This window comes from Desulfosporosinus metallidurans (genome assembly GCF_001936615.1).
GTDB lineage: Bacteria > Bacillota > Desulfitobacteriia > Desulfitobacteriales > Desulfitobacteriaceae > Desulfosporosinus > Desulfosporosinus metallidurans.
Genome location: NZ_MLBF01000015.1, coordinates 63,988 through 90,212, shown reverse-complemented (window position 1 = coordinate 90,212; position 26,225 = coordinate 63,988). Strand labels below are relative to the sequence as shown.

At 41.2% G+C, this 26,225-nt stretch carries 21 protein-coding genes, 1 pseudogene and 1 riboswitch; of the genes and pseudogenes, 21 read left to right on the top strand and 1 reads right to left on the bottom strand.

Going from position 1 to position 26,225, the window contains the following annotated elements; translation table 11 throughout:
- The first annotated feature begins 25 nt into the window (after nucleotides 1-25).
- The 6 genes from DSOL_RS11720 to DSOL_RS29525 all read left to right on the top strand — a co-directional run bounded on the left by DSOL_RS11720 (nucleotide 26) and on the right by DSOL_RS29525 (nucleotide 3,698).
- Entirely contained in the window at nucleotides 26-340 is a 315-nt protein-coding gene (locus DSOL_RS11720; protein ID WP_075365040.1) for a hypothetical protein, read from the top strand.
- A gap of 108 nt (nucleotides 341-448) precedes the next feature.
- Nucleotides 449-973 carry a hypothetical protein gene (locus tag DSOL_RS11715; RefSeq protein WP_075365039.1) on the top strand — a complete coding sequence of 175 codons (525 nt, stop codon included), beginning with the start codon at nucleotides 449-451 and terminating at the stop codon, nucleotides 971-973.
- A 319-nt stretch (nucleotides 974-1,292) separates the two neighbouring features.
- Nucleotides 1,293-1,619 (top strand): hypothetical protein, encoded by a 327-nt coding sequence (locus DSOL_RS11710; protein ID WP_075365038.1) that lies wholly within the window; start codon nucleotides 1,293-1,295, stop codon nucleotides 1,617-1,619.
- A 251-nt stretch (nucleotides 1,620-1,870) separates the two neighbouring features.
- The gene (locus DSOL_RS11705) at nucleotides 1,871-3,094 is read left to right on the top strand and encodes a WG repeat-containing protein (RefSeq protein WP_075365037.1); all 1,224 of its coding nucleotides are present in this window, start codon (nucleotides 1,871-1,873) and stop codon (nucleotides 3,092-3,094) included.
- A 172-nt stretch (nucleotides 3,095-3,266) separates the two neighbouring features.
- A complete protein-coding gene (locus DSOL_RS30020) occupies nucleotides 3,267-3,386 on the top strand; it encodes a hypothetical protein (RefSeq protein ID WP_427854400.1) in 120 nt (39 codons plus the stop codon).
- A 183-nt stretch (nucleotides 3,387-3,569) separates the two neighbouring features.
- Entirely contained in the window at nucleotides 3,570-3,698 is a 129-nt protein-coding gene (locus tag DSOL_RS29525; RefSeq protein WP_282433543.1) for a hypothetical protein, read from the top strand.
- A gap of 365 nt (nucleotides 3,699-4,063) precedes the next feature.
- On the opposite strand, the gene DSOL_RS11700 is transcribed toward DSOL_RS29525, so the two are convergent.
- Nucleotides 4,064-5,308: an IS110 family RNA-guided transposase gene (locus DSOL_RS11700; RefSeq protein WP_075365036.1), complete on the bottom strand. Its 1,245-nt coding sequence runs from the start codon at nucleotides 5,306-5,308 to the stop codon at nucleotides 4,064-4,066.
- Between the two features lie 304 nt (nucleotides 5,309-5,612).
- Here DSOL_RS11700 and DSOL_RS11695 point away from each other — a divergent pair, with 304 nt between their 5' ends.
- The 15 genes and pseudogenes from DSOL_RS11695 (at nucleotide 5,613) to DSOL_RS11625 (ending at nucleotide 26,218) form a co-directional block, all read left to right on the top strand.
- A complete protein-coding gene (locus tag DSOL_RS11695; RefSeq protein WP_083642505.1) occupies nucleotides 5,613-6,407 on the top strand; it encodes a SecDF P1 head subdomain-containing protein in 795 nt (264 codons plus the stop codon).
- Nucleotides 6,408-6,483: 76 nt separating this feature from the next.
- Nucleotides 6,484-9,069, top strand: a complete 2,586-nt coding sequence (locus DSOL_RS11690; protein ID WP_075365034.1) for a sigma-70 family RNA polymerase sigma factor — start codon at nucleotides 6,484-6,486, stop codon at nucleotides 9,067-9,069.
- A gap of 190 nt (nucleotides 9,070-9,259) precedes the next feature.
- Nucleotides 9,260-9,895 (top strand): zinc ribbon domain-containing protein, encoded by a 636-nt coding sequence (locus tag DSOL_RS11685; RefSeq protein WP_075365033.1) that lies wholly within the window; start codon nucleotides 9,260-9,262, stop codon nucleotides 9,893-9,895.
- A gap of 258 nt (nucleotides 9,896-10,153) precedes the next feature.
- Nucleotides 10,154-10,243: a zinc-ribbon domain-containing protein gene (locus DSOL_RS30015; protein ID WP_075365051.1), complete on the top strand. Its 90-nt coding sequence runs from the start codon at nucleotides 10,154-10,156 to the stop codon at nucleotides 10,241-10,243.
- Between the two features lie 25 nt (nucleotides 10,244-10,268).
- On the top strand, nucleotides 10,269-10,619 hold the full coding sequence (locus DSOL_RS11670) for a hypothetical protein (RefSeq protein ID WP_075365031.1): 351 nt from the start codon (nucleotides 10,269-10,271) through the stop codon (nucleotides 10,617-10,619).
- Between the two features lie 116 nt (nucleotides 10,620-10,735).
- The gene (locus tag DSOL_RS11665; protein WP_075365030.1) at nucleotides 10,736-11,572 is read left to right on the top strand and encodes a DUF5050 domain-containing protein; all 837 of its coding nucleotides are present in this window, start codon (nucleotides 10,736-10,738) and stop codon (nucleotides 11,570-11,572) included.
- A gap of 520 nt (nucleotides 11,573-12,092) precedes the next feature.
- Nucleotides 12,093-12,158, top strand: a pseudogene (locus DSOL_RS30010) (zinc-ribbon domain-containing protein); the annotation flags it as partial.
- 126 nt (nucleotides 12,159-12,284) lie between these two features.
- A complete protein-coding gene (locus tag DSOL_RS11660; RefSeq protein ID WP_170871494.1) occupies nucleotides 12,285-13,256 on the top strand; it encodes a tetratricopeptide repeat protein in 972 nt (323 codons plus the stop codon).
- A gap of 57 nt (nucleotides 13,257-13,313) precedes the next feature.
- Nucleotides 13,314-13,835: a zinc-ribbon domain-containing protein gene (locus DSOL_RS11655; protein WP_083642503.1), complete on the top strand. Its 522-nt coding sequence runs from the start codon at nucleotides 13,314-13,316 to the stop codon at nucleotides 13,833-13,835.
- A gap of 141 nt (nucleotides 13,836-13,976) precedes the next feature.
- On the top strand, nucleotides 13,977-14,612 hold the full coding sequence (locus DSOL_RS11650) for a zinc ribbon domain-containing protein (RefSeq protein ID WP_075365027.1): 636 nt from the start codon (nucleotides 13,977-13,979) through the stop codon (nucleotides 14,610-14,612).
- A 342-nt stretch (nucleotides 14,613-14,954) separates the two neighbouring features.
- On the top strand, nucleotides 14,955-15,731 hold the full coding sequence (locus DSOL_RS11645) for a hypothetical protein (protein WP_075365026.1): 777 nt from the start codon (nucleotides 14,955-14,957) through the stop codon (nucleotides 15,729-15,731).
- Nucleotides 15,728-17,965, top strand: a complete 2,238-nt coding sequence (locus DSOL_RS11640) for a stalk domain-containing protein (protein ID WP_075365025.1) — start codon at nucleotides 15,728-15,730, stop codon at nucleotides 17,963-17,965. Before DSOL_RS11645 ends, DSOL_RS11640 begins: the two co-directional genes overlap by 4 nt.
- A gap of 1,007 nt (nucleotides 17,966-18,972) precedes the next feature.
- On the top strand, nucleotides 18,973-21,816 hold the full coding sequence (locus tag DSOL_RS11635; protein ID WP_075365024.1) for an SIR2 family protein: 2,844 nt from the start codon (nucleotides 18,973-18,975) through the stop codon (nucleotides 21,814-21,816).
- 491 nt (nucleotides 21,817-22,307) lie between these two features.
- Nucleotides 22,308-22,397, top strand: a riboswitch (cyclic di-GMP riboswitch).
- Nucleotides 22,398-22,931: 534 nt separating this feature from the next.
- Nucleotides 22,932-23,345 carry an RNA polymerase sigma factor gene (locus tag DSOL_RS11630; protein ID WP_075365023.1) on the top strand — a complete coding sequence of 138 codons (414 nt, stop codon included), beginning with the start codon at nucleotides 22,932-22,934 and terminating at the stop codon, nucleotides 23,343-23,345.
- 575 nt (nucleotides 23,346-23,920) lie between these two features.
- Nucleotides 23,921-26,218 (top strand): ATP-dependent DNA helicase, encoded by a 2,298-nt coding sequence (locus DSOL_RS11625; protein ID WP_075365022.1) that lies wholly within the window; start codon nucleotides 23,921-23,923, stop codon nucleotides 26,216-26,218.
- Nucleotides 26,219-26,225 lie beyond the last annotated feature (7 nt).

The following is a 26,225-nucleotide window of genomic DNA, read 5'->3' as shown; positions in this document are numbered from 1 at the left end:
CACGGATATGAAAGGAGTCTTAAGAATGGAACAAAACCCAAAAGAACAGATGAGAATAGTCTTTATGGTAATCGGCGGTATACTTGCCCTGATCGCTTTAATAAAAATGCGGGTTATCGGCATCTATCCTCGTGAAGCGCCTTTATACTTTGGCATGTTGATTGCTGCCATGATCTGTTTTTATCTTGCCAAGAAGATCAAAATCGTTAAGGATGGCGATGATAGTGCAGGTCTTTCCTTGCCCGACAAATGGAAATGCAGCTGTGGCTCCTATAATGGCAAAGATGAGGCTTTTTGCGGGAACTGCGGCGTCAAAAGGCCCGCGTCGCAGGCGCTATAGCCGCTGACAGGTTAGCCCCAGTTGTACGCAACCTGTCGTTTGGTACAGCCAGCCTGTAATCAGGATAATGATTATTAAATTTATGACTATGTAAGGAGATGTATATAAATGGATACATTCTATGCAATTCTTCTCGTTATTGCAATCGTAGGAGGTGTAATTCTGATAAGATTTCTGATATCAAAGGGAGTTAACGCGGTAGCCAAAACAGCGAACAAACATATCCTGTTCCGTTCCGAATATATTGAGGGGCAGCAGCTCGTTTCAGAATCTCTTTCCTTCGAGAGTACGGCGTCCGTGCCGGATATCATACGTCAGCTGATAGCGCAAGTGGCTCCAGAGGAAACCATTCCTGCAATCAGAGGTGCCATATACCAAATATCCAGTAGCCCTGACCATATCGTCTACGCGTATGGCAGCAAATTGCAGCCTCAAATCTTTGTTGCCGCAGTGAGTTTCACAAACAGTGGCTCAACAACGCAAGGCGTCTTTAAATTTCTGAGATGGAAGGAAAAAGAAGGGATGGTTGTCTGCGATGAGGTCATGAAGAGAGTACGCGAAAAGGTGTATACTGCCTTCACTGCAGCCGACCCCTCGGTCAGGGTTATCGGAACCCCGGTAAAAAGCAATTAGACCGCGTAGGAATGATGTGAGGAGCCGATAAACTGATTAGAACGCCAAAAAACAGATCAAAATTAACAAAGATGATATCAGGCACAAGAACATGATGTGGCGGCTCGCAGCCCTATGCACTCTCCAGCGGTAAAGACAGCAATGGCAGCAACGGCCCTACACTCTCCTAGTGTCACAGCCGTCGAACGAGCGGATCTTGTACGTGAAGGATTCCGGTGGAGGCAAAGTGAAGATTTATGACGACGGCGGAAAACTCCTCTGGATTATGACGAAAAAATAGAGCCTCCTCATCGGAGCGCCCTCGAAAGAAGGAAAAACAATGAACAAAGCAACAACTGCCGCAGTCCTGGCGTTGCTGATCGCGGCTCCCATGCTTATCTCTTGCTCCAACCCGGGCGCCACGACGTGCGACCAGTACGCCGCCATGCCGAGCGCGGCACGCAGAGACGTCGAAAAACAACTGCTTCAATCTCACAATCTGGAAGACGTAAATCTAGGGAACGCTCTAGGGGTAACGAAAAGCATTGACAACTTTTGTGGATGTTCCGACAATATCATTGCCGGTCTGCCCAGCTCCACCCGAGCGACGAAGAACAACAGCTCATCGATCGACAAGGCTGTCGACTGGTCGGCAAAGCGCTGGTGATCCGTTTCGCAGATCCGGCAGACTGAGGGGGACGGGTAGCTGTTATTAGGACAAAGCTACAAGAATGACCTACCGTTAGTTCCCGTTACTCCACTCACAATTATTTATTTGCTTTGGAATAATGCAATCAGCCATAGTTCCGTCACCAAGTTGATAATACCGATTAGCAAATTGAAGTGTCATAGTAAGTATGCGTTTTTTCAAAAGGCGCTTCGGTTTCGTAAAAAAAGAGGTGGAGGAGGAAGTGAAAATTGAAAAGTATAAAAAGTCTTATTTGGTTATTGATACTAGTTTGCTTCGTGTTGGCAGGTTGTTCCAGTGGAGGTGAGAATAAAACTGTAAAGAACACTTCCGACAGAGCACAATCTCAGCCCATTGAAAGCCCAAAGACGGCGGCACCTACTAAAACGCAGACTTATTTTTATAATGGAAAAAATTTTTCAAATGATGTGGCGTGGGTTCAGCGCGATTCTTCACAATGGGAATGTATTGATAATAAGGGGAAGACGCTATTTTCTCTTGGGGCAGGCAGTGTGCCTCTGACTGATTTTACAGACGGTGGCGCTATCATTGAGACTACGAATTCAAAAAATGAGAAGGAGAAAAAGATTGTTGATAAAATTGGCACCGTTGTTTTCCCAAAAGACGATGGCTATAAATACCAATTCATAAATTCATATGGTAACTGTAATTTTGTACAAAGACACATCAATACATTTGAAAAAACTGAGGATCAGACAGGAATTGTCGATAACGCGGGGAAATGGATACTCGAACCTACTTCTGATTTAAAGGTAGAATCATTTTATGGGACAAGTAGAGAAGAAGTAATAGTACATGGTATTTTCAAGGTTAGTTATCATGGCAATAATTTTTATGACTCCATTTCTAATAAATTTTTTAAATCGGAGATTGAGCCTGGTAATAATTATTATTTAGCATATTTGCGCTGTATTATAGAATATTTTTATCAGGAAGACTTGGTATTTCTAGTTAAGGAGGACAATCGACTGGAGACTTATGGTAGTCTTCAGTTTTATATCAGTCATTATACCGATCTTGCAAATATAGGATTTCATAATACGGGTACTGGTTTTTATGATCGAAACCATAATTTGGTGATTGACTTATCTTCTTACAAAGAGATTAATCCAATTGGCGGATTTTCAGGCGGATATTGCAGCGTTAAATTAAAAAATCCACAGGGTAATTACTTTTATAGTGTCATCGATAAAAAAGGAGATCGGATGTTTGAGCCCATCTCACAGTCGCTGGGTAACATATCGTGTGGGCGCATTTTTGTAACATCAGGAAAGGACACAGGATATTATATTGATGTTAATGGTAAAACAGTTATTCCGAATATTAAATACGGCTCTGATTTCAGTGAAAACGGTTTAGCGAAAGTTGGTAGTACTAATAACGGGACGAACGGCATAAACTATATTGATACCGATGGGAATATCGCATTCTAATTTATAATTTTTATCAAAATATATGTCGATGACAATAACTTGTCATATTTAACCGAAGGCGGTGTATTGTTCTACAAAGACAAATGAATTTCAATTCAGTATCCCAGTTGCAAAACAGGATGCTGCATAATCCCAAAAGTGTTACCAGTATTGGAGCTCATGCGTTACAACAATAGCGGCAGGTGAGGAAGATACTATCGTCATAAAAACAGATGGGTCACTTTGGACATGGGGTACGAATACTGGTGACGGAACAACAAAAAGCAGCTGGGAAACAAAGCAAATAAGTTGACACTCAGACGTGATACGGGGATGGGGTTAAAGACAACACCTATACTCAATTAATCATAGGTACGAAGATTGAATCAATCTACGTGCCTATGATTTTTTAAATTCTTTACCTTTTTTAAATCCTAAATCAATTTGAAGACGTCTATAGGGTGTAAATAAAAAAAGAAGAGGGTTCGATGAATGTATGGCGAAAAATACTTTAACTCTTTTGTTAGATCGGATTGCGGAAGATAACCGGCTGCCCTTAGAAGAAGCAAAACGGATTCTGCGGATTATTCTTTTCAAAATTGATCAATGGAAAGGTCGGAAATAAGAGGATAAATCGAAAACGGAAAAATATGTCGAATAATAAAAATTCTTGAAATAACGTTTATGACATACTATACTGAAATGGATAAATATAGGTGGAAAAAGATGGATGAAAGCACCGATGGCAGGGTCATTGGGATTGTTAAGCACGGCATTATTGGTATGTTTATTTATCTCCATACGAAGAATGTTAAGGATTATATCGGCTCCATAAGACTTGTTGGTATAAGTTTACTGATATACAAATTATAGTATAAAATTTATTACTGGAGGGGAAGTCTGAAACATTTGTAGGATAACGCATATCAATTTTTGCGCATAGCAAACAAGCCATCAAGCGATGAATTAAAATTGAATTAACGTACTGAGTCAGGCTGTAGCTTTTATTCGATATCCTTGATGCTTAGCAATCAAGATTGCTTGTTCAACCGTGATTTCACGGTCTACTGGAAGAACATCGGATTTTTTGTACAATTCAGGATTGTAGGGCTCTTTCTTTTTAAGAATCATATAGATCGCAGTAAGAAGCATACGTGCAATAGTAATGATGGCCCGTTTGTGTCCACGACGCTTTTTGAGGTTTAAGTAGCGGTTACGGATTTCAGGATGCTTTTCACTCTTTACCACAGCAGTAGCGCATTGGACAAGAAGTGGCTTGATGTAACAACCAGCTCTTGAAATCCTAACAGACTTTTTCTTTCCGGCACTTTCGTTATTCGTAGGTGTAAGCCCTGCCCAGGAGCATAAATGCTTAGCTGTCGAGAACACGTCCATATTGACACCTATTTCGGAAACCACGGTAATGGCAGAAAAGATGTTTTTAAAGGACGGAACAGTTAAAATCAAATTTATTTCTTCTGAGTAGGGCGCGGAAAGAGAAAGGATAATTCTTTCGAGATCTGATCTGCGCTCAGTGAGATCTTCATAGTGGCGCTTAATGACTTTAAGTTTATCTGCTTGTTCGGGTGTGATAAACCCATCAACGGCAAGCTCAAGTTCAGGAAGTTTTTTATGCAGAGAACAATGTACTAGGGATTCTAAGTCAAATGTGGTATCCAGAGGGTTCTCAAGGATCTTGTCAATAATCTTCATAGAACTCTTGCCAAATGTGTCCGAAACGACGTTACCAAGTTGAATATTGGATACTGTCAAGCAATTCTGTAGTCTGTTTTTTTCGCTGGACATAAAGTTGGTCAGCTTAGAGCGATAGCGCATCAAGTCTCTAAGCTGTCTGATTGCAAGCGGTGGCATAAAGCTACCTGCAACGAGGTCGTGCTTGAATAAGTCGGCAATCCACTGAGCATCTTTATTATCCGTTTTTTTACCGCGAATCGCTTTGACGTACTTTGGGTGGGCGAGGGTGATGTTGCAGGAATCCTCAAGAATATTGAAGATCGGAATCCAGTATTTTCCGGTAGACTCCATGCAAACTTCGTAACAGTTGTTTTCACAAAGCCATTGTGACAGCTCTTTTAGGCCTTTTGTAAAGGTAGAAAAGCGATGGCGTTTGTAACCAGTAACCCCCTTGCTGTTTGTTGAAGCAATACAGGCAACCACAAAGGTTTTGTGGACGTCAATGCCACAACAAATTTGATGGACAATTTTCAAAGCCATAGGAAAATCTCCTTTCTTAGAGTTGAAGGGATAGACAGCATTGACTGATTGCCTAGCTATAAACGAGTAATGTTTATACAAAGATAAGTCTGCGTGCTCAAAGTCACACTTATTTGTGCTTGTAAAGGCAATCTACACATATAAAAATGCGGTCACTCCGTGTTTGGAGTAGCCCACTCACCTCCTCGTGATTTGTAGTTAACTGCTAGCCCTATGTTTGTAGAATAAACAAAAATAACGCTCAAAGCCAATACGTTTCATAACGTTTTGTGCCTTGAACGTAGCGAAAGGAATGGCTATAAAGATGAAATACTGCTCAAAGTGTGGAGCACAATTACCAGTTGACTCAAAATTCTGTGTGGCTTGTGGAAGTATGATTACTCAACTAGGTGAGGGGATTCAGGAGCCAGGTGGGAATGTGGGCTTACCCAGCCAGAATCCGGGAAAGGGAATGAAATTCAAGATTATCATAGGTACTCTGATTGCAGTAATACTGGTAGCAGGGGGCTTCTGGGGTTGGAGAATCGTTGCCCAAAAGGGAGTTCATCTGGTGTTTCAAGCGGAGCCGGATAAAGAGGGGAAAACAATTACTAACAATGACATGGACAAAGCCAATACGACTATCGCTAAACGGCTTAATGGACTGGGAGTCTCAGAACCTGTAATTAAGACTGATTATGATAAAAAACAGATTGTTGTAGATATCGCTGGAATTAAAGAACTGGATAATGCCGTAGAGGTTATCAGGACGACTGCCAAGCTGACTTTCAGGGATCCTCAGGGATATGTGGTTTTGGGGGGTGACCAAATTAGTGATGCCAAAGCCAGTATAGGGCAATCAGGACAATTCGTTGTGAGCCTGACCTTTACTTCTGACGGGGCCAAGAAGTTCGGAGATTTAACAAGCAAATACATAGGTCAACGGATAGGTATATATTTAGATGATAAACTCCGGACTAATCCAACAGTTAATACACCGATCCTCAACGGCCAAGCGGAGATTACCGGTTATGAAACCATGGAGGCGGCTACTGATGATGCCGTGCTGATGCGTTCAGGTTCCTTACCGGTAAGTTTGACTATTATCGAGAAAAGATAAATACCGAGGTAAGCGATAAATAGCGCCTTATCTCGAATTCAGAATACTAGAATAGATTAAATCGAGGTGTCAAAAAATGGATGATGAAAGCACCAAAGTCAGGATAATTAATATTGTCACAAAACTTAAAAGCGGAGATCAGCAGGCATTTGAGGAGCTTTATGAGCTTACGCACAACAAAGTCTATTTTCTGGCATTGAAAATGGTGCGTAACCATGAAAATGCACTGGATATTGTTCAGGAGACCTACATATCCGTTTATAAATCTATTGACAAGCTTATAAACCCTGAAGTGTTCAACGCATGGCTTTCCAAAATCGTCGTCAACAAATGCAAGGATTTTCTTGGCAAACAGAAAGAAGTTCTTCTGACTGAAAAGGAAGAGTTAGAAGATAAAGATGCCAGCGATGCAATCGAGGATACCTCGGGTGATTTCATCCCGCATGAGGTGCTCGATAAGTCTGAAACCCGCAACATGATTATGGCGCTGATAGACAACCTGCCGGAAGCTCAGCGAACCACCCTTCTGCTCCATTATTATCAGGAACTGAACGTTGAAGAAATTGCGGCGATTATAGAATGCCCCGTAGCCACCGTCAAGAGCCGCCTGATATATGCAAGACGTCAGATTAAGACAGGCGTGGAAGGCTATGAGAAGCAAGGCGTGAAGCTTTACAATGTTGCTGTCGTACCGTTGATCATCTTTATTATGGAAGCATATGCCAAAGAGAATGCTCTTGGGCCGGAAGCTGCGGCGAAAATACTCTCAACCGTCAACGCAGGGGTGCATATAGTTGTCTCCACGACGCAAACGGTAGCGCAAACAGCGGCGCAGACTTCAAAATTTCATCTGCTGCACAAAATTTCCACACTTTCGGTTCGCACGAAGATTGTGGCCGGAATCGTTGCGGGCGCTGTGGCAATCTCAGCGGTTACAATTCCCATGGTGATGAATGCCAACAGGAGCAGTCCAGCGAGTTTCGGTACTTTAAACCAGTCAGCAGCAAAAATTAGTATAAATAACGAAACTCCGGAAGCAAACATACAAACTACCGCACAAAATCCATTTGTAAAAATAACTGCATGTTGGGATCATACCGTAGGCATAAAAAAAGACGGTTCACTTTGGGCTTGGGGAAATAATGATAGAGGTCAACTTGGCGACGGAACTACGGCAAATAGCAATATTCCTAAGCAAATAATAACAAGTGAAGTAATAGCAATAGCGGCAGGTATTTCTCATACCATAGCCTTAAAAAAAGATGGTTCACTTTGGGCCTGGGGATGGAACTATTATGGTCAACTTGGCGACGGTACTAGAGCAGATAGCAGAATTCCAAAACAAATAATCGCAAGTGAAGTAACATCAATAGCGGCAGGTTCTGAATATACCCTAGCACTGAAAAAAGACGGCTCACTTTGGGTTTGGGGAGATAATTTATATGGTCAACTTGGCGACGGAACTGAAATAACAAGCGTCGTACCAAAGCAAATAATAGCGAGTGGAGTACAATCAATAGCAGCAGGTGTAGGATACACCCTAGCCCTAAAAAAAGATGGTTCACTTTGGGCTTGGGGAGCTAATTATGGTGATCAACTTAACAATGGAACTAGAACGATTAGTTATACACCTAAGAAGATAATAGAAAGTGGCATTAAAGCAATAGCATCAGGAGGGGCTCATGTAATCGCTTTAAAAACAGATGGATCATTATGGGCTTGGGGTTTTAATCAATATGGCCAGTTTGGCAATGGAACATCTGGCGGGGAAAAATATTTTGCATTGCCAGAGAAAATAATCGCAAGTGAAGTAACAGCAATAGCGGCGGGGGCAGATTATACTTTAGCCATAAAAAAAGATGGTTCACTTTGGGCTTGGGGTTTAAATACTTATGGTCAACTTGGCGATGGAACTGAATCTAACATTTATACACCAAAGCAAATAATGGCAAGTGGAGTAACAGTAGTAGAGGCAAGTGATTTTTGTAGCTTTGCCATAAAAACAGATGGTTCGCTTTGGGCTTGGGGATGGAATGAAAAGGGTCAACTTGGCGACGGAACAGTGGCAGATAGCACAACACCTAAGCAAATAATAGAAACTTTTGATTCTAAGTCAAACAGTGATTTTGTAATAGACCAAACTAGAATGTTAACTAAATACACGGGCAAGGGAGGAAGCGTAGTTATTCCTGATGGGATAAATAGTATCGATAACAATGTGTTCTTAGGTCTTTCGGATCTAACAAGCATCACACTGCCGAACAGCATAAAAACAATTGGTGTAGCAGCGTTTATGAACTGCACAAATCTCAAAACAACAACTATTCCCAATAGTGTTACAGACATTGGCAAGGGTGCATTTATGGGGTGCACAAGTCTGAGAAAGGTTACAATTTCAAATAACGTTACATATTTTGGTGCCGGTGCCTTTTATAAATGCACAAGCCTTGAAAGCATAACCATTCCATCCAGCCTCACAAACATTCCGGATAGTATGTTTGGTGGTTGCACAAACCTTAAAAACATAACAATTCCAAACAGTGTAACGAGTATTGAGCAGGGTGCATTTGCGGGGTGCACAAGTCTTATAATAAACTGCTATAAGAACTCTTACGCTGAAAGGTATGCAAATACCAACGGAATTTCTGTTAATATTTTATAATATCTAGTATAGTGTCAAGTCAAATACTTTAGGAGAAGTCAAGTCATAACAAATAGAATCGTTGATGCCCAGGAAATTGCGAGTGTTCTAAACTCAGAGCCGCTTCCTTATTTTTTATTTGCGATTGAATACAGTCTGGCGAACTCAAAATAAACCGCATTTTTGGTGAAATGGAAAAGGGGGATTTCAATTGGACAGAAGTATATTATTATTGCTACTCTTAGGCGTACTCGGTCTAGGTTTCTACTACTTGATGTATAAGGTGCAATCAGCTGCAAGTAAAGCTTTAATGACGAAGGTCTTTCTAAGATCAATGCATAAGGAGGGCCAAAGTCAAGTTAATGAACAACTCGACTTCGAGACGCCGGCATCTATACTAGTCGTTATGGACAAGCTCAAAAGTCAAATTAAGGTTTCAAATGAATCGCTTCCAATAGCTTTCAAAGGTGTTCTTTACCAATCATCGATCAGTCCAAATCGTATAACTTATGCGTTTGGCCATAAATTGAGGCCGAAGAGTTTCGAAGCTGAAGTAGTTCTCACTCGTAGTGGAACTACAACAAAATGTGTATTTAGAGTTCTTTCATGGGTAGAAAATTCCGGTATTGTCACAGGGCAAGATGAAATAAAGAAATTACGCCAACAAGTCCTTGCAGCCTTTAAAGCTGCTGATGCATCGGGCAAAATCATAAACGAGACGGGAGAACAAACAAATGTAAAAAAAGGGACATCGGTGTTTTGCTCAGATTGCGGAAAAGAACTTGAAATTGATGATGAATTTTGTGGTGAATGCGGTACGCCATCGCATGGCTCTTCGGGACTCTAAAAAAGGAATTTACATATACGGCATTCAAGAGAAATGAGGTTTATGAAACAATCTAAAAACATCCTACAGATAATCGGTATCATTCTAGTTTTAGTTGGCATCGTCAAATTAAGATTAATAGGCTTTCACAGCAGATTTGATCCTTTTTACTTTGGAATCCTTATTGCGGGCGGCACATGTCTGTATATAGTTTCTAAGATGAAGAATCACAGCGACGATGATTTGGAGGAAACAGTAGAAATAAAGGCATAAAAAGTTATTTCAGTATATTGCTCGAGTTGCGGAAATAAACTCGATATCAATGATAAATATTGTTTTGTATGCGGGTCGCATCAAATAGATGCATGATTATTCAAGAAGGGATGGAAATATTTTGAAGCATAAAGTTTCAATCGGATTATTATTGCTTGTATGCATATTAGTTGTAGGATGTTCCTCAGCCCGGTTTAATATTGTCGGAATGTGGAAAGATGATCGCGGAACTATCCGTTCGTTCAGTGACAACGGATCCTGTAAGAATGTAGCAAAAATTGATATCGGGGGACCATCGCCTGTCTATAGTATCTCGGAGAAGGTAGACTCTAATGGCTACTACTTATTACAAGTATCACAAAGTGGCTATAATGAAACGACATTTTATGTAAAAGTAACCAATAACGATGAAATTCAGATTTTTGAAAACGCGGGTGCAACAAAAGCACTTTACAGTTTGAAGAGGCAATAACACAATACTCTTATTGGGATAACAAGATAATACATTAAATGAATACAATACTCAACTCAATTTTATAAGAGGATAAGGAATATATTGGGTAAATATGAATTGAAAGAAGGATATTTATGAGAAAATTTTCAAATAAATTATTACTTGTTGGCATTCTGTGTTTCAGTACAATTCTTTTGCTGGTTGGATGTGGAAACACAAATAAATCAACAAATGAAGTGACACCTTCAAAAACTGCAGATATTAACACAAGTGGTAATACACAAGGTAATATTGCTAACAAAGTCGCAAACACGAGCGGCAATACACCGGGCAATATTGCTAATTTGGGTATTGCGGCTCAGCAGGGCGACTGGATTTATTATACACATATTGATGGAATCAAAAAGGGTTCCCTCAATAAAGTCCGCATGAACGGCACCAGCACAACAAAGATAAACGACGATCTAGCTCTTTACATCAATGTAGTCGGCGACTGGATTTATTATTCAAATTCAAACGACGAAAATTATCTCTATAAAGTCAGGACAGATGGCACGGGCAAAACAAAGATAAAGAACGATACAGCTGGTAGCATCAATGTTGTGGGCGACTGGATTTATTATACAAAAAGTAGCAACGATTCTCTCGATATTTTAGTCACTCTCTATAAAGTCAGGACGGACGGCACCACTGAAACAAAGATAACTAGTGATTACGCTTTTTCCATCAATGTCGTGGGCGACTGGATATATTATACAAATGGAAGCGATAATTATTCTCTCTATAAAATCCGCACGGACGGCACAGGCAAAACAAAGATAATAAACGATGGACATGTTAAGCCCAATATCGTGGGCGACTGGATATATTATCTCAAATTATCGGAAATGTTGGCGACACCCCAAGTAAGTGGCAATGGTTTTATCTATAAAATCCGCACGGATAGCACTGAGAACCAAAAAGTAGAATAGGCACGCCTTTTTAAAACGTTGGCAATGACCTTTTCACGATAAATCGGATATTCCTGAATTAGAGTTTCTCCAAAATCAGCACGATATGAACCATTCTTTCGACTCAAATTTGCTAATCGTAGAAATGTAAAGCAGCGGATTGTCCATTTCTTCCCCCAAATTAAGTGTGGCTTTCTGATAATGCGGCTCGCCTCCACTACCCTGCAATCGTAAGCTCCGAGGTGTTCGATCTTGTTCAACATGAGTTTAAGAAGCGAAAAAATGCCAGCTGATATCGCCACGGCGGTTGCAATCCCAATTGCAGTGACCATAAATATGAGTGGTTCTGCGGGTTCCGGTATATCTACAAAATCTACTACAGTAAATACAATTATGCTCTCTATAAAATCCGTACAAATGGCACGGATCGGCAGAAATTAAAGTAAGACCCTTGCTTTTCAAAATCCCATAAGCCATCATGCAGGGTAATTTGTACACACAAAAAGGAAAATTTAAAAACAATATGGAAGAGGTGCTTTAAATGTTTTGCACAAAATGCGGCGCAAAAAACGCCGACGAAGTCTTATTTTGCGGGGAGTGCGGCGCGCCCATCGACACGGCCCAGAGCGGGCCCAAAAATTCACAAAAAGAGGAGACCCAGTCGGAACAGCCGTCTCAAATTAATCCTTTAGTCCCTATAAAGCGTAAAAGGAAGCGGCTGCTGATCGGTATATTGGCAGCGGTAGTGGTCATTGCCGGTGTGTTTGTTTATCTAAACACTGGTGCGAGGCTAGCCAACAAGCAGGCGATTCAAGGAGAAAAATACCTGGCGGGGAAACAGTATTATCAAGCTATTGGGGCTTTTGAACAGGCGATTTCAACCGACAAAAAAACCGCAAAGGCCTATACCGGACTTGCCGATGCTTATGTCGGGCTGCAAGATACTAAAAAAGCGGAGGAAAGTCTGCAAAACGGTATCGAAGCCTCGCCCAAGGCCGACGTATTATACTTAAAACTGGCGGAACTATACAACAATAACGGAAAACCTGGGAAGGCCGTTCAGACTCTAACGAAAGGTTATAGCGCGGTGAAATCCCAAAATATCCAAACACAACTCAAAAAGCTTCAGGCATCCTTCATAAATATAGCTGGGGGCGAACGAGTACAGTTCCAATTTAAAGAAAATATTCAAACTGAAGGAGATATTCGGAATGTAATTGGAATACTGAAAGACCGAGCGGTGCAATTAGGGTATAAAGACACCTTAATTTATTATGGAGGAAATGATTTTTATGTGGATATAATTGGAGAAGAACCTAATAATAATCAAGTATTTGATCTAATCAATATACAACGTCCCATAGACCCAATATGGACAAGAATTAAGATGATACCCCCGCAGTATGATGAAAACAATCTGCCAGATGAAATAAATATTAAAGGAGGGTTACGTTTGGTTCTTCAGGTAAATGATCAAACAGCAAGTATTGAAAAGATAATAAGATCTTTACGGGAATATTTAGCTCAATTAGTATATGAGGGAACGGCAATCTATCAAATAGGAGAATCTAGAATAGTAATAGACTTATGGGGGGATAGCGATTTTTGGAGAAAAATTGGCGGCCCTGATGCTATAGTGACCCTGTTAAAAAATCAAGCCAATGCTGATATCGCTGAAAAGACGCAAATAAGTCGAATACATTAGGATTGGCTTAATTTCCTAAACATTTAAAGATCTGATGTTATGAGAAGAGGTGGTTTTATGTTTTGCCCAAATTGTGGAACAAAACTCGCGGAGGATCACGGATTTTGCCAGAATTGCGGGACTCGCGTACAGGATGCATATCTGGAAGGCCCAGGGGAGATGCCGCAGAATCTGACAGGTGGGCCTGCACAGGCGACTGGCGGTCTGAAAGTATGGCTGTGGCTCATGATAGTAGGAGGTCTAATAGGAGTTATAGCCAGTATAGTATATGGGATTTATTACCTTAAAATGGCAGAAACATTCAGAGTTCAGTCCGCGTTGCAAAGTAATTTAGGAAGTCAATACTCCCGGATCGCTACTAAGTTATTCGTTTACGTGCCAATAAATATCGTGAATATACTTGGGGCATTCCGTTTGTTAAAAGGATATAAACATGGATTTTACATCGTCTGTATCTGTGCTGGCGTTGCGTTCTTTATCAATATATTTTCAGGCTCCTGGCTGGCTTCATTTTTTGGGCTTGCCTCTCCGGTCATCGTTTGGCTACTTGTAAGAAAACAATGGGAATGCTTCCAATAATAACCACTTTGCGAACTAGCAGTTTGTCTTCTTTTATGGGGTACCGTGTTGACATTTAAGCAATAGGACGCTTGAATGATAAGTGAATAAATAAGCAATCATTTCCATATTTTATGATTATTTTATTAGGAGGTAGAGCATATGCAAGATTATCGTCGTGCCCTTAAGGACCATTTTGAAAGCCAGCCGTTAATGCGTAATCTGTTTATGGCTGATATTATCTTATTTAGCGTAGGTTTGTTGTTTTTGCTGTTCCATGAGTTTTCCATCATAACCTTGAATTCGGATGTATTTTTTGCACTGGGATTTTGGTTCTTCTGGATTGGAATTGTCCTTAGCTATATTAAAAAAAGTGACGTCAGCCTTAGCATCGGGCTGGGTCTGTACGCGCTTCTTTATCTGGTGAAATTTATCATTGCCTGCGTTCATTCAGCTGGAGGATATGGCGGATTTTACGGCTTCTCCCCTCTGTGCAATGTGATTGTGGCTTTGTTTTTCCTGAGCCTGTCCGTCCGAGAATCTGAATATTATCAACAATATCTGGAGCAGAAAAAAGCATTACTGCTGTTAGCACAAAGGGCCCCAAAGGCACAGGAGCCTGAACAAGGAATGATCCGGTGCCCCAAGTGCGACGGGACCATCGGGCTGAACACAAAATTTTGCCCGCATTGCGGGAACAAAATTCCCGAATTAAAGCGTTGTAAACAGTGCGAAAGTCCGCTGCCGGAGAACCCAAGCTTCTGTGTGATATGCGGAGCCAAAGTCGAATCGGAATAAAATGGGCCAAAAGCAGAGACAAACGAGGTCCAACTTGAAGCGGGAGGGGAGAAAAAGCTGTGCCTCTCCTGTGGAGCGGAAATCACCGGAAACAGATAATTCTGCACAAAATGCGGGAGCAAATTATCATATTAGGGAAAAATTCGACGATAGATAAACAGATTACGACTAGTCGCCAACGAGGTTAAATGTTCGCGGTTTAAGATTCAGCACAGGAATCGTTTACATTAAGCTTATTGGGATTTTGTGGTCTGCCAGCGCTTGGAGATATTGCCGCGACTGTTCAATACTGAAATGCGACGACCAAGGAAGACTTTTTGATATGAATAAGGAGATAGCAATATGATTTGTAAAAATTGCGGGAAAGAGATTGTTGGCAAAGGAGTATTTTGTAAAGATTGCGGCGAAAGGCAGGATGCGTCGAATATGACACAGTCCACTGATGAAGACTCGCTGGGTGCTGCCCAAACGCCACCAGCAATACAAGAGCAGTGCAAACATCCTGAAATCCAGAATCCTACTCAACCTCTTTCAGCGCAAACGACTCAGAAAGGCGGAAAACCTGATAAAAGCGGAAAGCCTTCCAAAAAAATAATCCTACTTGTTGCCATTATTCTAGTGGCCATCACTTCAATCGGGATTGCCATTTCGATTCTGGTTTCTTCGCATAATAGTAAAAAGCCTATGTCTTATTTGAATGATTGGAATATTGTCATTGACGCGCAAAGACCCGATTATAGTGGCTTTGTGAAGCTCTATTATGAGCAGGTGACGTTTGTGATTGAAGAACAAGTTCTAAACGATGACGGGATAGGAACGGCAAAAGTTACAGTAACAACGCCGAATATGCGGATTATTCTTGAAAAGGTTCTAAGCAGCCTCAGTGTCAGGGGCAGCCTTTCTGATGAGGAATTGGCAGAACAAGCGAAAAATCGCATTGAATTGTTACTCAAACAGGACAGCGAGAAAATAACCACTACAATAGAGGTTCCATTGAAGCGTATCGACGGAAAATGGAAGATTGTCCCTAACAAGGAATGGACCAACGTCATTACTAGCAATATGGCGGAGATTTTACGTGAATACTATGCCAAAATTATCAAGGAGGATTTGAAATGAGAATCTACAGCAAGGTAGTTTCCATTTTATTAATTTTTGCTTTATTCATCGTGGGTTTCCCTGCCTTTCCGACAAATGCCGACGAAGAACTGAAAGAATATAGCTTAAAACTTATTGGAACAAGCATTTCAGATGAGAACGTTTCGGTGTTCCAGGCGAATGGCAGAATGATGATGTCTATCAAAGACGTGGCGAAAATTACCCGATGTGAATTAAACTCACAGGGCGATGTATTTACACTAAAACACGCCAAAGGCTTACGAACGATAAAGCTGGATGTAGGCAAGCAAACCTTAACCGAAAATGGCGAGGAATATAAAATATACATAGTAAGGCATGACAACACAATTTTAGTCCCCGTCTATTCAATATTAACCTATCTGGGGGCATATTGCTCCACCGACAGTGCAAACGCAAGCCTGATAGTTTGTATGCCGTTGCAGACATTCTGGGAAGCATATGCGTTTACCTCTGAACAGAAAATGAATGTAACAAACTATAGTGATACCACAAAAAACATCAGGGTTGTTTGCGACCTAATTGTCGACTTTTTGGCTACGTCTAGCGGTCAAAGCATGGGGTCTATCATTATTGATGGAGTGGACGAATCCAGTGCGGTTTACGCGGCTCTCGAAGCGGACATTAATAAATATCAGTCTGTAAAGTCTGCAACTCAAGCGCGTGCTAAAAAGTTTAATGATGTAACAAGAACCCTTTCAACTCTGGAAAAAACACAGAATGCAGGCTTTGACCTCTTGTTCTTGTTAGACGATGCAAACAGGAAGCAAGCCTATGACGCAATTTATTCTTTCAGCAGGCGCTCGGATCAACTTCAAAGCTATAAAAATTTCCAAGATACAATAAAGAACCGTGACAGCTTCAAGAATGCATATAAAGGAGTCGGCTACTCGATTGATGCTTCACTTTTGTTGGTTGATACTTTTACAGCTGTTTATGACCGAATGCAGATTGACAGCACAGCAAAGGATGCTTTTAGTAATACCTTTTCAGCTGATACTTTGGAGGTTGCTGGGAATCCGGCTTTGAATGGCAATTACCTCTCTGCAGCACGAAGCACCTCAAAAACGCTGTCCTCCTCAACCAACACCGTAACAGGAACATTCTTCGAAAAAGCAACGGATCTTGCTGCAGATAAAAGCATCGAATTCGGGCTAAAAAATGTAGTGGTAGCCTTTGGCGCATCCCCAGGAACGCCACTCCTTCTATCGGTTGAGATTGGTGGAATAGTTGATAATCTACTGGCGTATTCCCCAGTTGGCAAATACACACCCTTCTCAATGATTCCCGCATCTGAAGCCGACCTGATGGCAATTTTATCATCTGGTTATTATGAGCAGGCTCGTCTTGTCATGGCTGGACTGGCGAAAAAGGCCGAAAGCGAAAAATTGCACAACGCCGAAACAATGAAATTGCTGTATGACTCCTATATGCTTCTGCTGAGATTTTCACTTATTCACTACGAAAGCCTAATCAAGTATGCTGAATATCAAAACATTGACTCGGCTGTAAAAGCAAATCAAGAGCAAAGAGCCGAAGCCATTGCAAAAACGATCGATGAACTCAACCATTGCAACCCAGCACCAATACCAAATTTGTCAGATCTAAATAGTCAATGTGTCACTTTTGATGAATCATTGAAACAATTATTAATGAATATAACTGTAATAAATGATGGAAAATGGAAAAACGCTTATATTAATTATATTCAAAATACCCTCGCAAAAAATGGGACTGGATATTTTCAAGATGCATGGATGGGTTATAAACTCATCTTTATCGATGATGATGAGATTCCAGAACTTGTAGCAATAGGAAATTGTGAGGCACAAGGAAATTTGATTTGTGTTTATCATAACGGAGTCATAAATTCTACTCAGCTATCAAGAAATTCTTTTACCTATATTAAAAAAGGAAACTTGCTTTGTAACGCAGCAGGAAATATGGGTGATTATTACCATAAAGTATTTACTATTAAAGATGGAGTGCTTTCACAGATCGCTGCAGGTTTCTGGGGATATACTTCTGCCAATGTTCCAGTTGATGAAACAGGAAATCCAATTTACAAGTATAAATGGGAAAACAAGACGGTAACAGAAAAACAATATTACCAACTTTTAAATTCTATCTATGACACGACTAAAGCAATTGATGGAAATAAATATTTAGATAATAGTTCTGTTGAAAAAATAGTAAATATAATTAAAGATTATTAACTTGGAACAGTTCGACTTTTGTTGTGTCACAATGTTAAAGTTTTACTCGTACAAAAGAGGGCGAAAAATAATCCTTCAACACATTGGTCGTATAAATCAATTTCCCAAGCTTCGGAGGAAGTTTCTAATCAACGTCTGGAAGTTGTACTCGCCGGAACGGCTCCCGCTGGTCACCGTTCCGGAAAGGGTCATGGAACCTTTGTTTTCTTGGAAAATTCGACAATACCTCGGTACAACCATGAACCTGCCTTGAAACGTGAACGAAGGGGCTCTTACTTCACGTAATGTTTAGAGATTTATGGGGTGAGTAGATAGAAAATAAGCCATTGATTATCTCAATGGCTTAAAGGGACATAATAATTTGATACAGAATACAGAACCTCATGAATCTCTCGTTGTACTGAACCGCTGCCGAACGATCCTTGGTATATGGGAATTCAATCTTTTCTATTTGGCTATAAATTTTCTAGGTACAGATGCAACAAAGAATAATTTTCGATTCAATTAATACTCGTAGGTTCCAGGTACCTCTCTTTTCTCTTATAATTCGACATTTCCTAAGTTTTGTCTTTAGTTATCGGTTATTGAAGCCACTACACACATTTGTAGTAGATGGAAAACTTGGACCATGGTAAAATTAGGAGGGTGAATTGAGCGAGGGATAGAACCGACATTAAACATTGTGGATTATATAACAACCATACTAGCAATAAGCTGGGAGTCCGTAGAAGGAAATCCAATAGCGGATTACTTTGTCTATGTTGTGGTTATTGTAGGTTGGACTGCTAAACGAGATTTGGTGGATATGTGCCGGGATGCTTGGCGGTTTGAGAAGGGGTGTAATACTCTCTACTCTAACTCAACGCCCTGAACTGGGTTGTGTAGTGACAATAATTATTATTGGGGAGTTGATTTACTCGCCTATAAAATGCAGAGGATAGTAAGTGTCGACACAAGATTTCCTCAGATTATGATGATAGATAAATATCAAGATAGGGGCACACCACATGCGTGAATTAAAAGAATATCCAACACTTCAAAAAGTGTTAAGAGAAGCGCAGAGAGTCACCATTTTTTGTGGTGCTGGTGTGTCCTGTTCCTTATCCGACAGTATGGTTACATGGTACAGCTGGTTGAAGAGAGGACTTGAATACATAGATGATAATAAAAAAAGACACGTGGAGGAAAAACTGGCTCATGGTAATCTACTGGATGTAGCTGGGGACTTAATTAGGTTTAGCAAAGATAAAAACCAATATGGAAAATGGATGAATGATTCCTTTTTAGGCCTCAGTATCAAGAATGTACCATTCGCTGAATGCTTTCAAAAGTTACAACATTTAGGAGATATCGTTGCCACGACGAATTATGACATGCTCCTAGAAGAGGCAACTGTTACGGGAACACTGACGTATAATCAACCTAACAAGATTCTGGATGTTATACGTCAAGATGGTGAACCCAAAATAATTCATATCCACGGAGCATATAATCAAACTGAAAGTATAGATGATATCATAGCCGATAATACACAGTATGATAAAATCATTGGAAATATTGGAGCACAGTTTTTACAAAATTTGTTGTCTATTAATCCGATTATATTTGTCGGATGTGGGCAGACCATGGATGACCCCAATATAAGCAAACTTATATCATTTGCTAAAGATCATTTAAACATTGACGTACCATATTTCTACTTGTGTAAAAATGATGATGATATTTCTGAACTGGGTAGTCATATTGAACCCGTCATTTATGGTGATTCTTACAGTGATTTACCTTTATTTTTTACTGAAATGGTTGATTACAGATTGCAGCAAAGATTTAAAGATAGCAAGATCATTGAAATTACGCCATATTCTTTACCATCTTTGACCAGACGTGGGCTAGACTTATATTATTACGCTAATCAACAAAGCATTGATTTTGCTGGACGTGAGGATGAATTAAAGCAAATAAAAGATTTTGTTCATTCTTCGGAAGATTTTATGTGGTGGGCCATAACAGGAGCAGCTGGTATGGGAAAAAGTCGATTGGCTTTAGAAGTGCTGCGACACCTTTCCACAGACTGGTTTGGTTTCTTTACTAAAGAAAAGGTAAATATAGCTGACATTGAGCGGTTTGAACCTTTCAATCATACGATAATTGTTATAGATAATGCCCGATCCCTTCTCACTGCAAATATTATAACGGCTCTGATGACTGTGTTTGATAAGAGCAAGTTTAAGTTGCGCATTATCCTGCTGGAACGGGATAATATCATCCAATTTAGGGGATGGTATCATGAACTGATTAATAAAATGTCAGAACATGAAAAGATGAAGTTCCGTGCGAATGCTTATCGGTTACCTGAAGAGGTACAGTTTGGAGATAAGCCTAAACCATCAAAAGCATTCCTGAATCTCAAACCCCTTAATGAAACTGCCTCATTAAGTATTATCTCGGGCTTTTGTCGATTGCTTGGGGATCAAATCAACCAGGAGAAGGCTAGACGGATTTATGAATCCTATTTAAAAAATATCCCGGAAACTTGTCATCGCCCTTTATTTTTAGAGATATTCATAGAAATATGGTTGGATAAAGAAGGCGATATTAAACCTATGGATAAGGAAGGGTTATTTGGCTACCTTATCATAAAAGAAGAGGATAGATGGCTGGGACTCATTGATCAGAATCAAGAGGCACTAAAATATTTAACGAAATTGATTAGTTTGGCTTGTGCTGTAAACTATATTGACCTGCTTGATTTGCCTGAAACTTACAAAAGCTATTGGGAAAACATTCAAAAAGTATTATCCTTAAAATCTGGAGAACAACGAAGGCAAAGAATAGCAGTTGTTTTACGTGAACTATCTCAACAGGAATCGTTAGCTCCCAATATATTAAGTCCGCAATATCTAGATGTAATTAAAGCTTTTATAGTGCATTTTTACCTTGATAATGAAGAATATATTACGTTCGCAAAAACTGCGTGGGATTATGGCCTGGATGGCTTTTTGCCATTTACTTTATTCTTGTCAAAGGCACTTGAAGATTTTGCTGAATATGATTCCTTTCAGAAGATGATCGAGTATTTGCCGGAGGCTAACTACCACTATTTTTATCTGGCTGTGTTGATACGAACCATGCCTGATATACGCAATCTTCAGCAGATCGAGAACAACCTATCAAAAGTCAGTATGGACGATGAGCTTATTACTGCGAATCTTATAGAAGCGTGGTTTCAGTTGGGCTATGTGTACACAACTAAAGACGATTATAGAAAATTGGAACAGTGCGCTGATCAGATTATGGCTCTCTGTACTGAAACACTAAAATATGAGGCTGCAAAAAATCGAAAGCTGGGTATTGAGCTTTGTATAGAGCATTTGAACCAGTTTACCAATGCATTTCTCAATAAGCGCCAGTACGATGTGGCTGAACGGTGTATTGACTATTTGGTTGAATTGCAGGAAGTTGAAGCTTATAGAAATGACGGCGGATTATCTACGGAAATTGCAGAGGTCCAGAAAGCGGCCTTTATATGTTATACGGAAGACGGCGATTGGGATGATGCACTAGTTAAGTTAAAAGCAATCCAGAAAGTTTGCAAAAAATTTCCTATGGATAGAGATAATGCGGAGATCTATGTTTATTGTTTAAGGCGTACATGCTTTCGCTTTGGAGAAGAAAAATCATGGAGTGACTTCAAGATATGGATTAGTGCATTAGAGGAATTGGCAACTATCTTTCCTGAAAGCTCTGAAATTGTTGGGGCTTATGCACTGGCTTTATCTAATCGAATCAGTGGTACGCAATCTTCTACAAAAGAGAAAATAAAGAAGAGAAATGCTAACGATATTCACTAGAAGAAATTATTTAATTGGCGGTATCTTCCGCCAATTTTTTGTCTTGTGGAATAAACGATAATTATAAAGACTCTATAACGATTTTTGATATATAAATGACACATCCCAGTACATCTTAAAAAAAGTTTAGAAAAATACGTGATTTTTACAAGTTAATGTAATATTATATATATAGGGATAATTTCCATTTTATCTCACTCCAATATTGAGAGGGGTTTTAATCTATGTTGTCTTACTTGGCCATTGAAAGAATATTAAATTGGAATCTTTTACTTTTTTTGTCGCCAAAATATAAGAATTTTACAAAAAAGGTTAAGTGAACTAAAATCATGAACTTGGACTCACATCTATCCAAAATGACAGTATGCGGATAACTATATCTTATTACTAAACCCAACATGAAACAAAGCTGCCTGCACAGAGTGTTTGATGTTGAAGAGCCAAATTGGAATAGGAACAACCCGGCCTTTTATAAATAACAATTGAATTATCCGCGCTAAGGGCAAACCTGTCAAAAGACAGGGACGCAAAGCCATAGGGTCTAAGGTGCTTACCAGCACTATGATAGCCTGGCTACCGCAGAGACAACAGGTCTAAACCTGCCCTCAGTGGCAGGCTTTTTGCGTTTTAGACGTAACGAGGGAATTTCATAATTTGATGCCAGTAATACAATGACATATTTCAACAAAATATGACCGTAGCACCAAAAATGTCATCATCATAGATTTATATTTTTCATTTCATGTGAGTGAGGTGCTGGCAAATGAAAAATGGGATTTTAATAAAAATAGAAAGGTTCAAGTAGCTGAACTAAAAAGGTATAAAGGCACTTATCATGCAGGGATTAGCTTCTCCGACACGTATAGGTACCTTAGATCTCTGCGGAATTCCACGCAGACCTCAACAATTTTACAATTCAATACACCTCATACAAGCCGTAAAACCGCAATTTGTTTGTCGCAAATTGCGGTTTTTTATTTGACAAAAAATCTAAATTTTCGACCGCAGGTTGCAATTAAATACTTTGACACCCTTGCCAAGTCGGTAGGGTGCCGCTCTCCTCCCTCCATTTCTGATTTTGAGAAATTCACAAATCAGAAACGGAGGGAATCAAAATGCAGGAGGACAAAACATACACCCTGCTTATCAATAAGAAGCGAATCTCCGTAACCGAGGAAGTTTACAAGGCATATTATCAGCATAAAGAGCGCGAATATTATTTGGACAAGCTTTCCGAGCGAAATGATCTATCCTATGAAGAATGCGCGGAAAAAGGCATTCAGATAGATTACTTATTATCGCAGACACAGGAATCCGCGGAGGACAAGCTTATCAAGGCTGAGATGCTTTCCCGGTTGACTGCGGCGATGGAAATGCTGACGGAGCAGGAACGGCTGCTGATCTATACGCTGTTTTTCAAGGGCAAAAGCGAAAGAGAACTGTGCGCTATGCTCGGAATTGCAAAGACGACCCTACATGATAGAAAAACGAAGATACTCGGCAAGCTAAAAAAGATACTACAAATTTAAAAATAATTCCGACCACCCCCTCACTTTTTTCCTTAAAGAAGTGAGGGGTTATTTTAATTATCTCCCTCGCTGTTCCTTGACAAGTGCATATTCGGTGTATTGGGAAAACCACCTTTCCCGCCGTTGACAGCGGCAAGCCACGTAAGCGGGAACGCCATGACCATTCCGTAGGAATGCGAGCGATTACTCCCGGCTTTGAATCAGCCTGTTGCGGGCTGAATGGCGATGACGGGGAAAGGGATACACAATGATACTTCTGCCTTGAACGCCTCACCGCATTGGGCAGCCCGCGACGAATGACGGGATCATGTTGGTTTGGGTTGGAAACTGATACCCATGCCGGCTGATATGTTGCTTTCCAGCAAGGAGCAGCCCAGTACATCCCCGGTATCAGGGACGTTGTGAACAAGTATGATACATTCTTCATTTTTGCCGTTTTTGTTTGACTGCAGAACTATTGCGCCGGAATTCAAAGCGATTGACGCCTTGATGTTTTTCCAAAACCTGTGGTGCTCCGGCGCACCATTCTGCCGCCAGGCGTTTTCATAGTTTCGTGAATACAAGGGAGATGAAAAATGTTTGATGTAACGACGAGAGACTATTCCATTCTGGAAAAGTACATCCTGGCCGGAAAAATAAAGGCTGACAGCAGTTATTTCTTTACCCTGGACGGCAGGTATATTGTCTATTTGCGATTTTCGGGAAAAAGATTTACATACTCCGTGCTGAACTATGCCACCGAGAAGTCGGTTGTGGTGGCAACCAGCCGAACTGTGCTCACCGAAGCAGACTATCCGGGCCTTGTTAAAAAGATACTTCACTGCAAGGTATATCAGTTTGTGCTGCCACCACAGCCCCAAATTCTGATTGAAGCCATATTCAGGCAGCTCCTGCCGGAATACGGCTATGCGGTGCGGGACAAGCAGATCGAACTGGCGGTGATGATGTTCGAGAGCATGAGGCATAAAAAGGTCGCCCTGTGCGAAGCCGAGGTGGGCACGGGTAAAACCCTTGCCTACCTTGTGGCCGCTATCGTCTACGGTCTGTACGAGGGGAAGGAAAGATGGACGAGCCCCTATGTTTTTGCCGGTCCAATGAACCCGACCCCCATTACCATTACCACCTCCAGCATTGATTTACAGCAGGCCGTCATAGGGAAGTTTATCCAGGACCTTTCAAAGATACTAATGGAGTATAAAATCATCGCAAGCCCCGTTACCGCTGTACTCCGAAAGGGAAAGGAGCATTATCTGTGTGAGGAACGCTACGCGGATTTCATGGGCTATCTCGAAAACAGCGATAGTTCGAGGGATGTAAGGCTTTATCAAAAGCTGAAAGCAAAGACACTGGAGCAGGGCAATATTGACCTGGACGCCTACCCCGACATCAAACAGCATGTCGTCCGCAAAATCAACGTGCCCAGGGACTGCGGCCGCAATTGTTCATACTACAAAAAGTGCCGGTATATCGACTATATCAGCCGCGCCAGATCAGATGGCTATACCTTTCAGGTGACAAACCACAATTACTATCTTGCCAATGTGCAGCGGGAGCATTCGGGCCTTGCACCCCTGATACCGAAATGCGCCGTACATATCATAGACGAGGCCCATAAGCTCCTGGACGCCGCCTATCAGATCTTGGGAGAGAGCTTTTCAAGCGCTCTGACGGGCGAGTTTATCCGAATTCTCCACAATCACACCACCGGCAACAAGGCCTACCACAAAAAAACCTATCAGCTGACGGATGACCTGGCATTTCATAATCAAAAACTGTTTATGGAGCTTGAAAAAACCCTGCCCTCTGATGAAACGGAGGAAAACCGGCAGAAAACCGTGAAAATCAATACCGCCGTCAAAAGAGCCATGCAGGATTTGCAGACCAGCCTTGACGAGATATACCGGGCCTGTTTTCAGGATATTACCCGCTGCCGGCAGCTTGCGCGCCTGCATCGTGAAATCAACGCCGGAATCGAAACCTTTCTGGCGCCAAAGGATGTCATCTATTGGCTGGAAAAAGGCGACGACGGACTATGGCAGCTTGCCGCCATCCCCACCAACATGGAAGCTCTGCTCTATGAGGTGCTGTGGAAAGGCATGGCCTCCAAAATACTGACCTCGGCAACCTTGACCGACGACACCGGCTACGGCTTTTTCAAGGAGCAGACAGGCATCGGCAAACTGTCCTCCTTGCTGCTGGCGGAGATACGGATGCCTTCCCCTTTTGACTATAAGAGTAACACAAGGCTCTATCTCTCCGAGAAAGTACCCTTTCCCGATAAAAACGACGAGCGGTATATAACCACCGTTTCGGATGAAATTGAAAAGCTGGTGGAGGCCACCTACGGCCATACCGCTATTCTTTTCACCTCCTACAAATTGCTATCGGCTGTGCATGAGATATTGAAGGACAGAATCACCCATTTCCCCCTTATTACCATGCCCAAGGGGACAAAGAACACCGCCGAGGCGTTTAGAAAAAGCCGAAACGGTGTCATTTTCGCTTCCGGCTCTTTTTGGGAGGGCGTGGACTTCCCCGGTGATATCCTGTCCTCCATCATCGTGATCAATCTGCCCTTTCCTGTGCCGTCGCCCATCATGGAGTACAAAAAGAAGGACTTTTCCTCTCTTTCAAAGTTTATTGACAGGTATGCCTTCCCGGTGATGATTGCCAGGCTCCGGCAGGGTTTGGGACGGCTGATCCGCAGCGAAACCGATACGGGAGTGGTCGCCATTCTGGATTATCGCGCCAGCAGGTACGGCAAATACCATCGCAGGGTGCTGGATTCCATCCTCGGATATACCCTGGCCGGGTCCATTGACGAGGTTGGGGAGTTTGTGAAAAACGTCAAGGCTGCGGAGTATTTTGAATAAGACATAC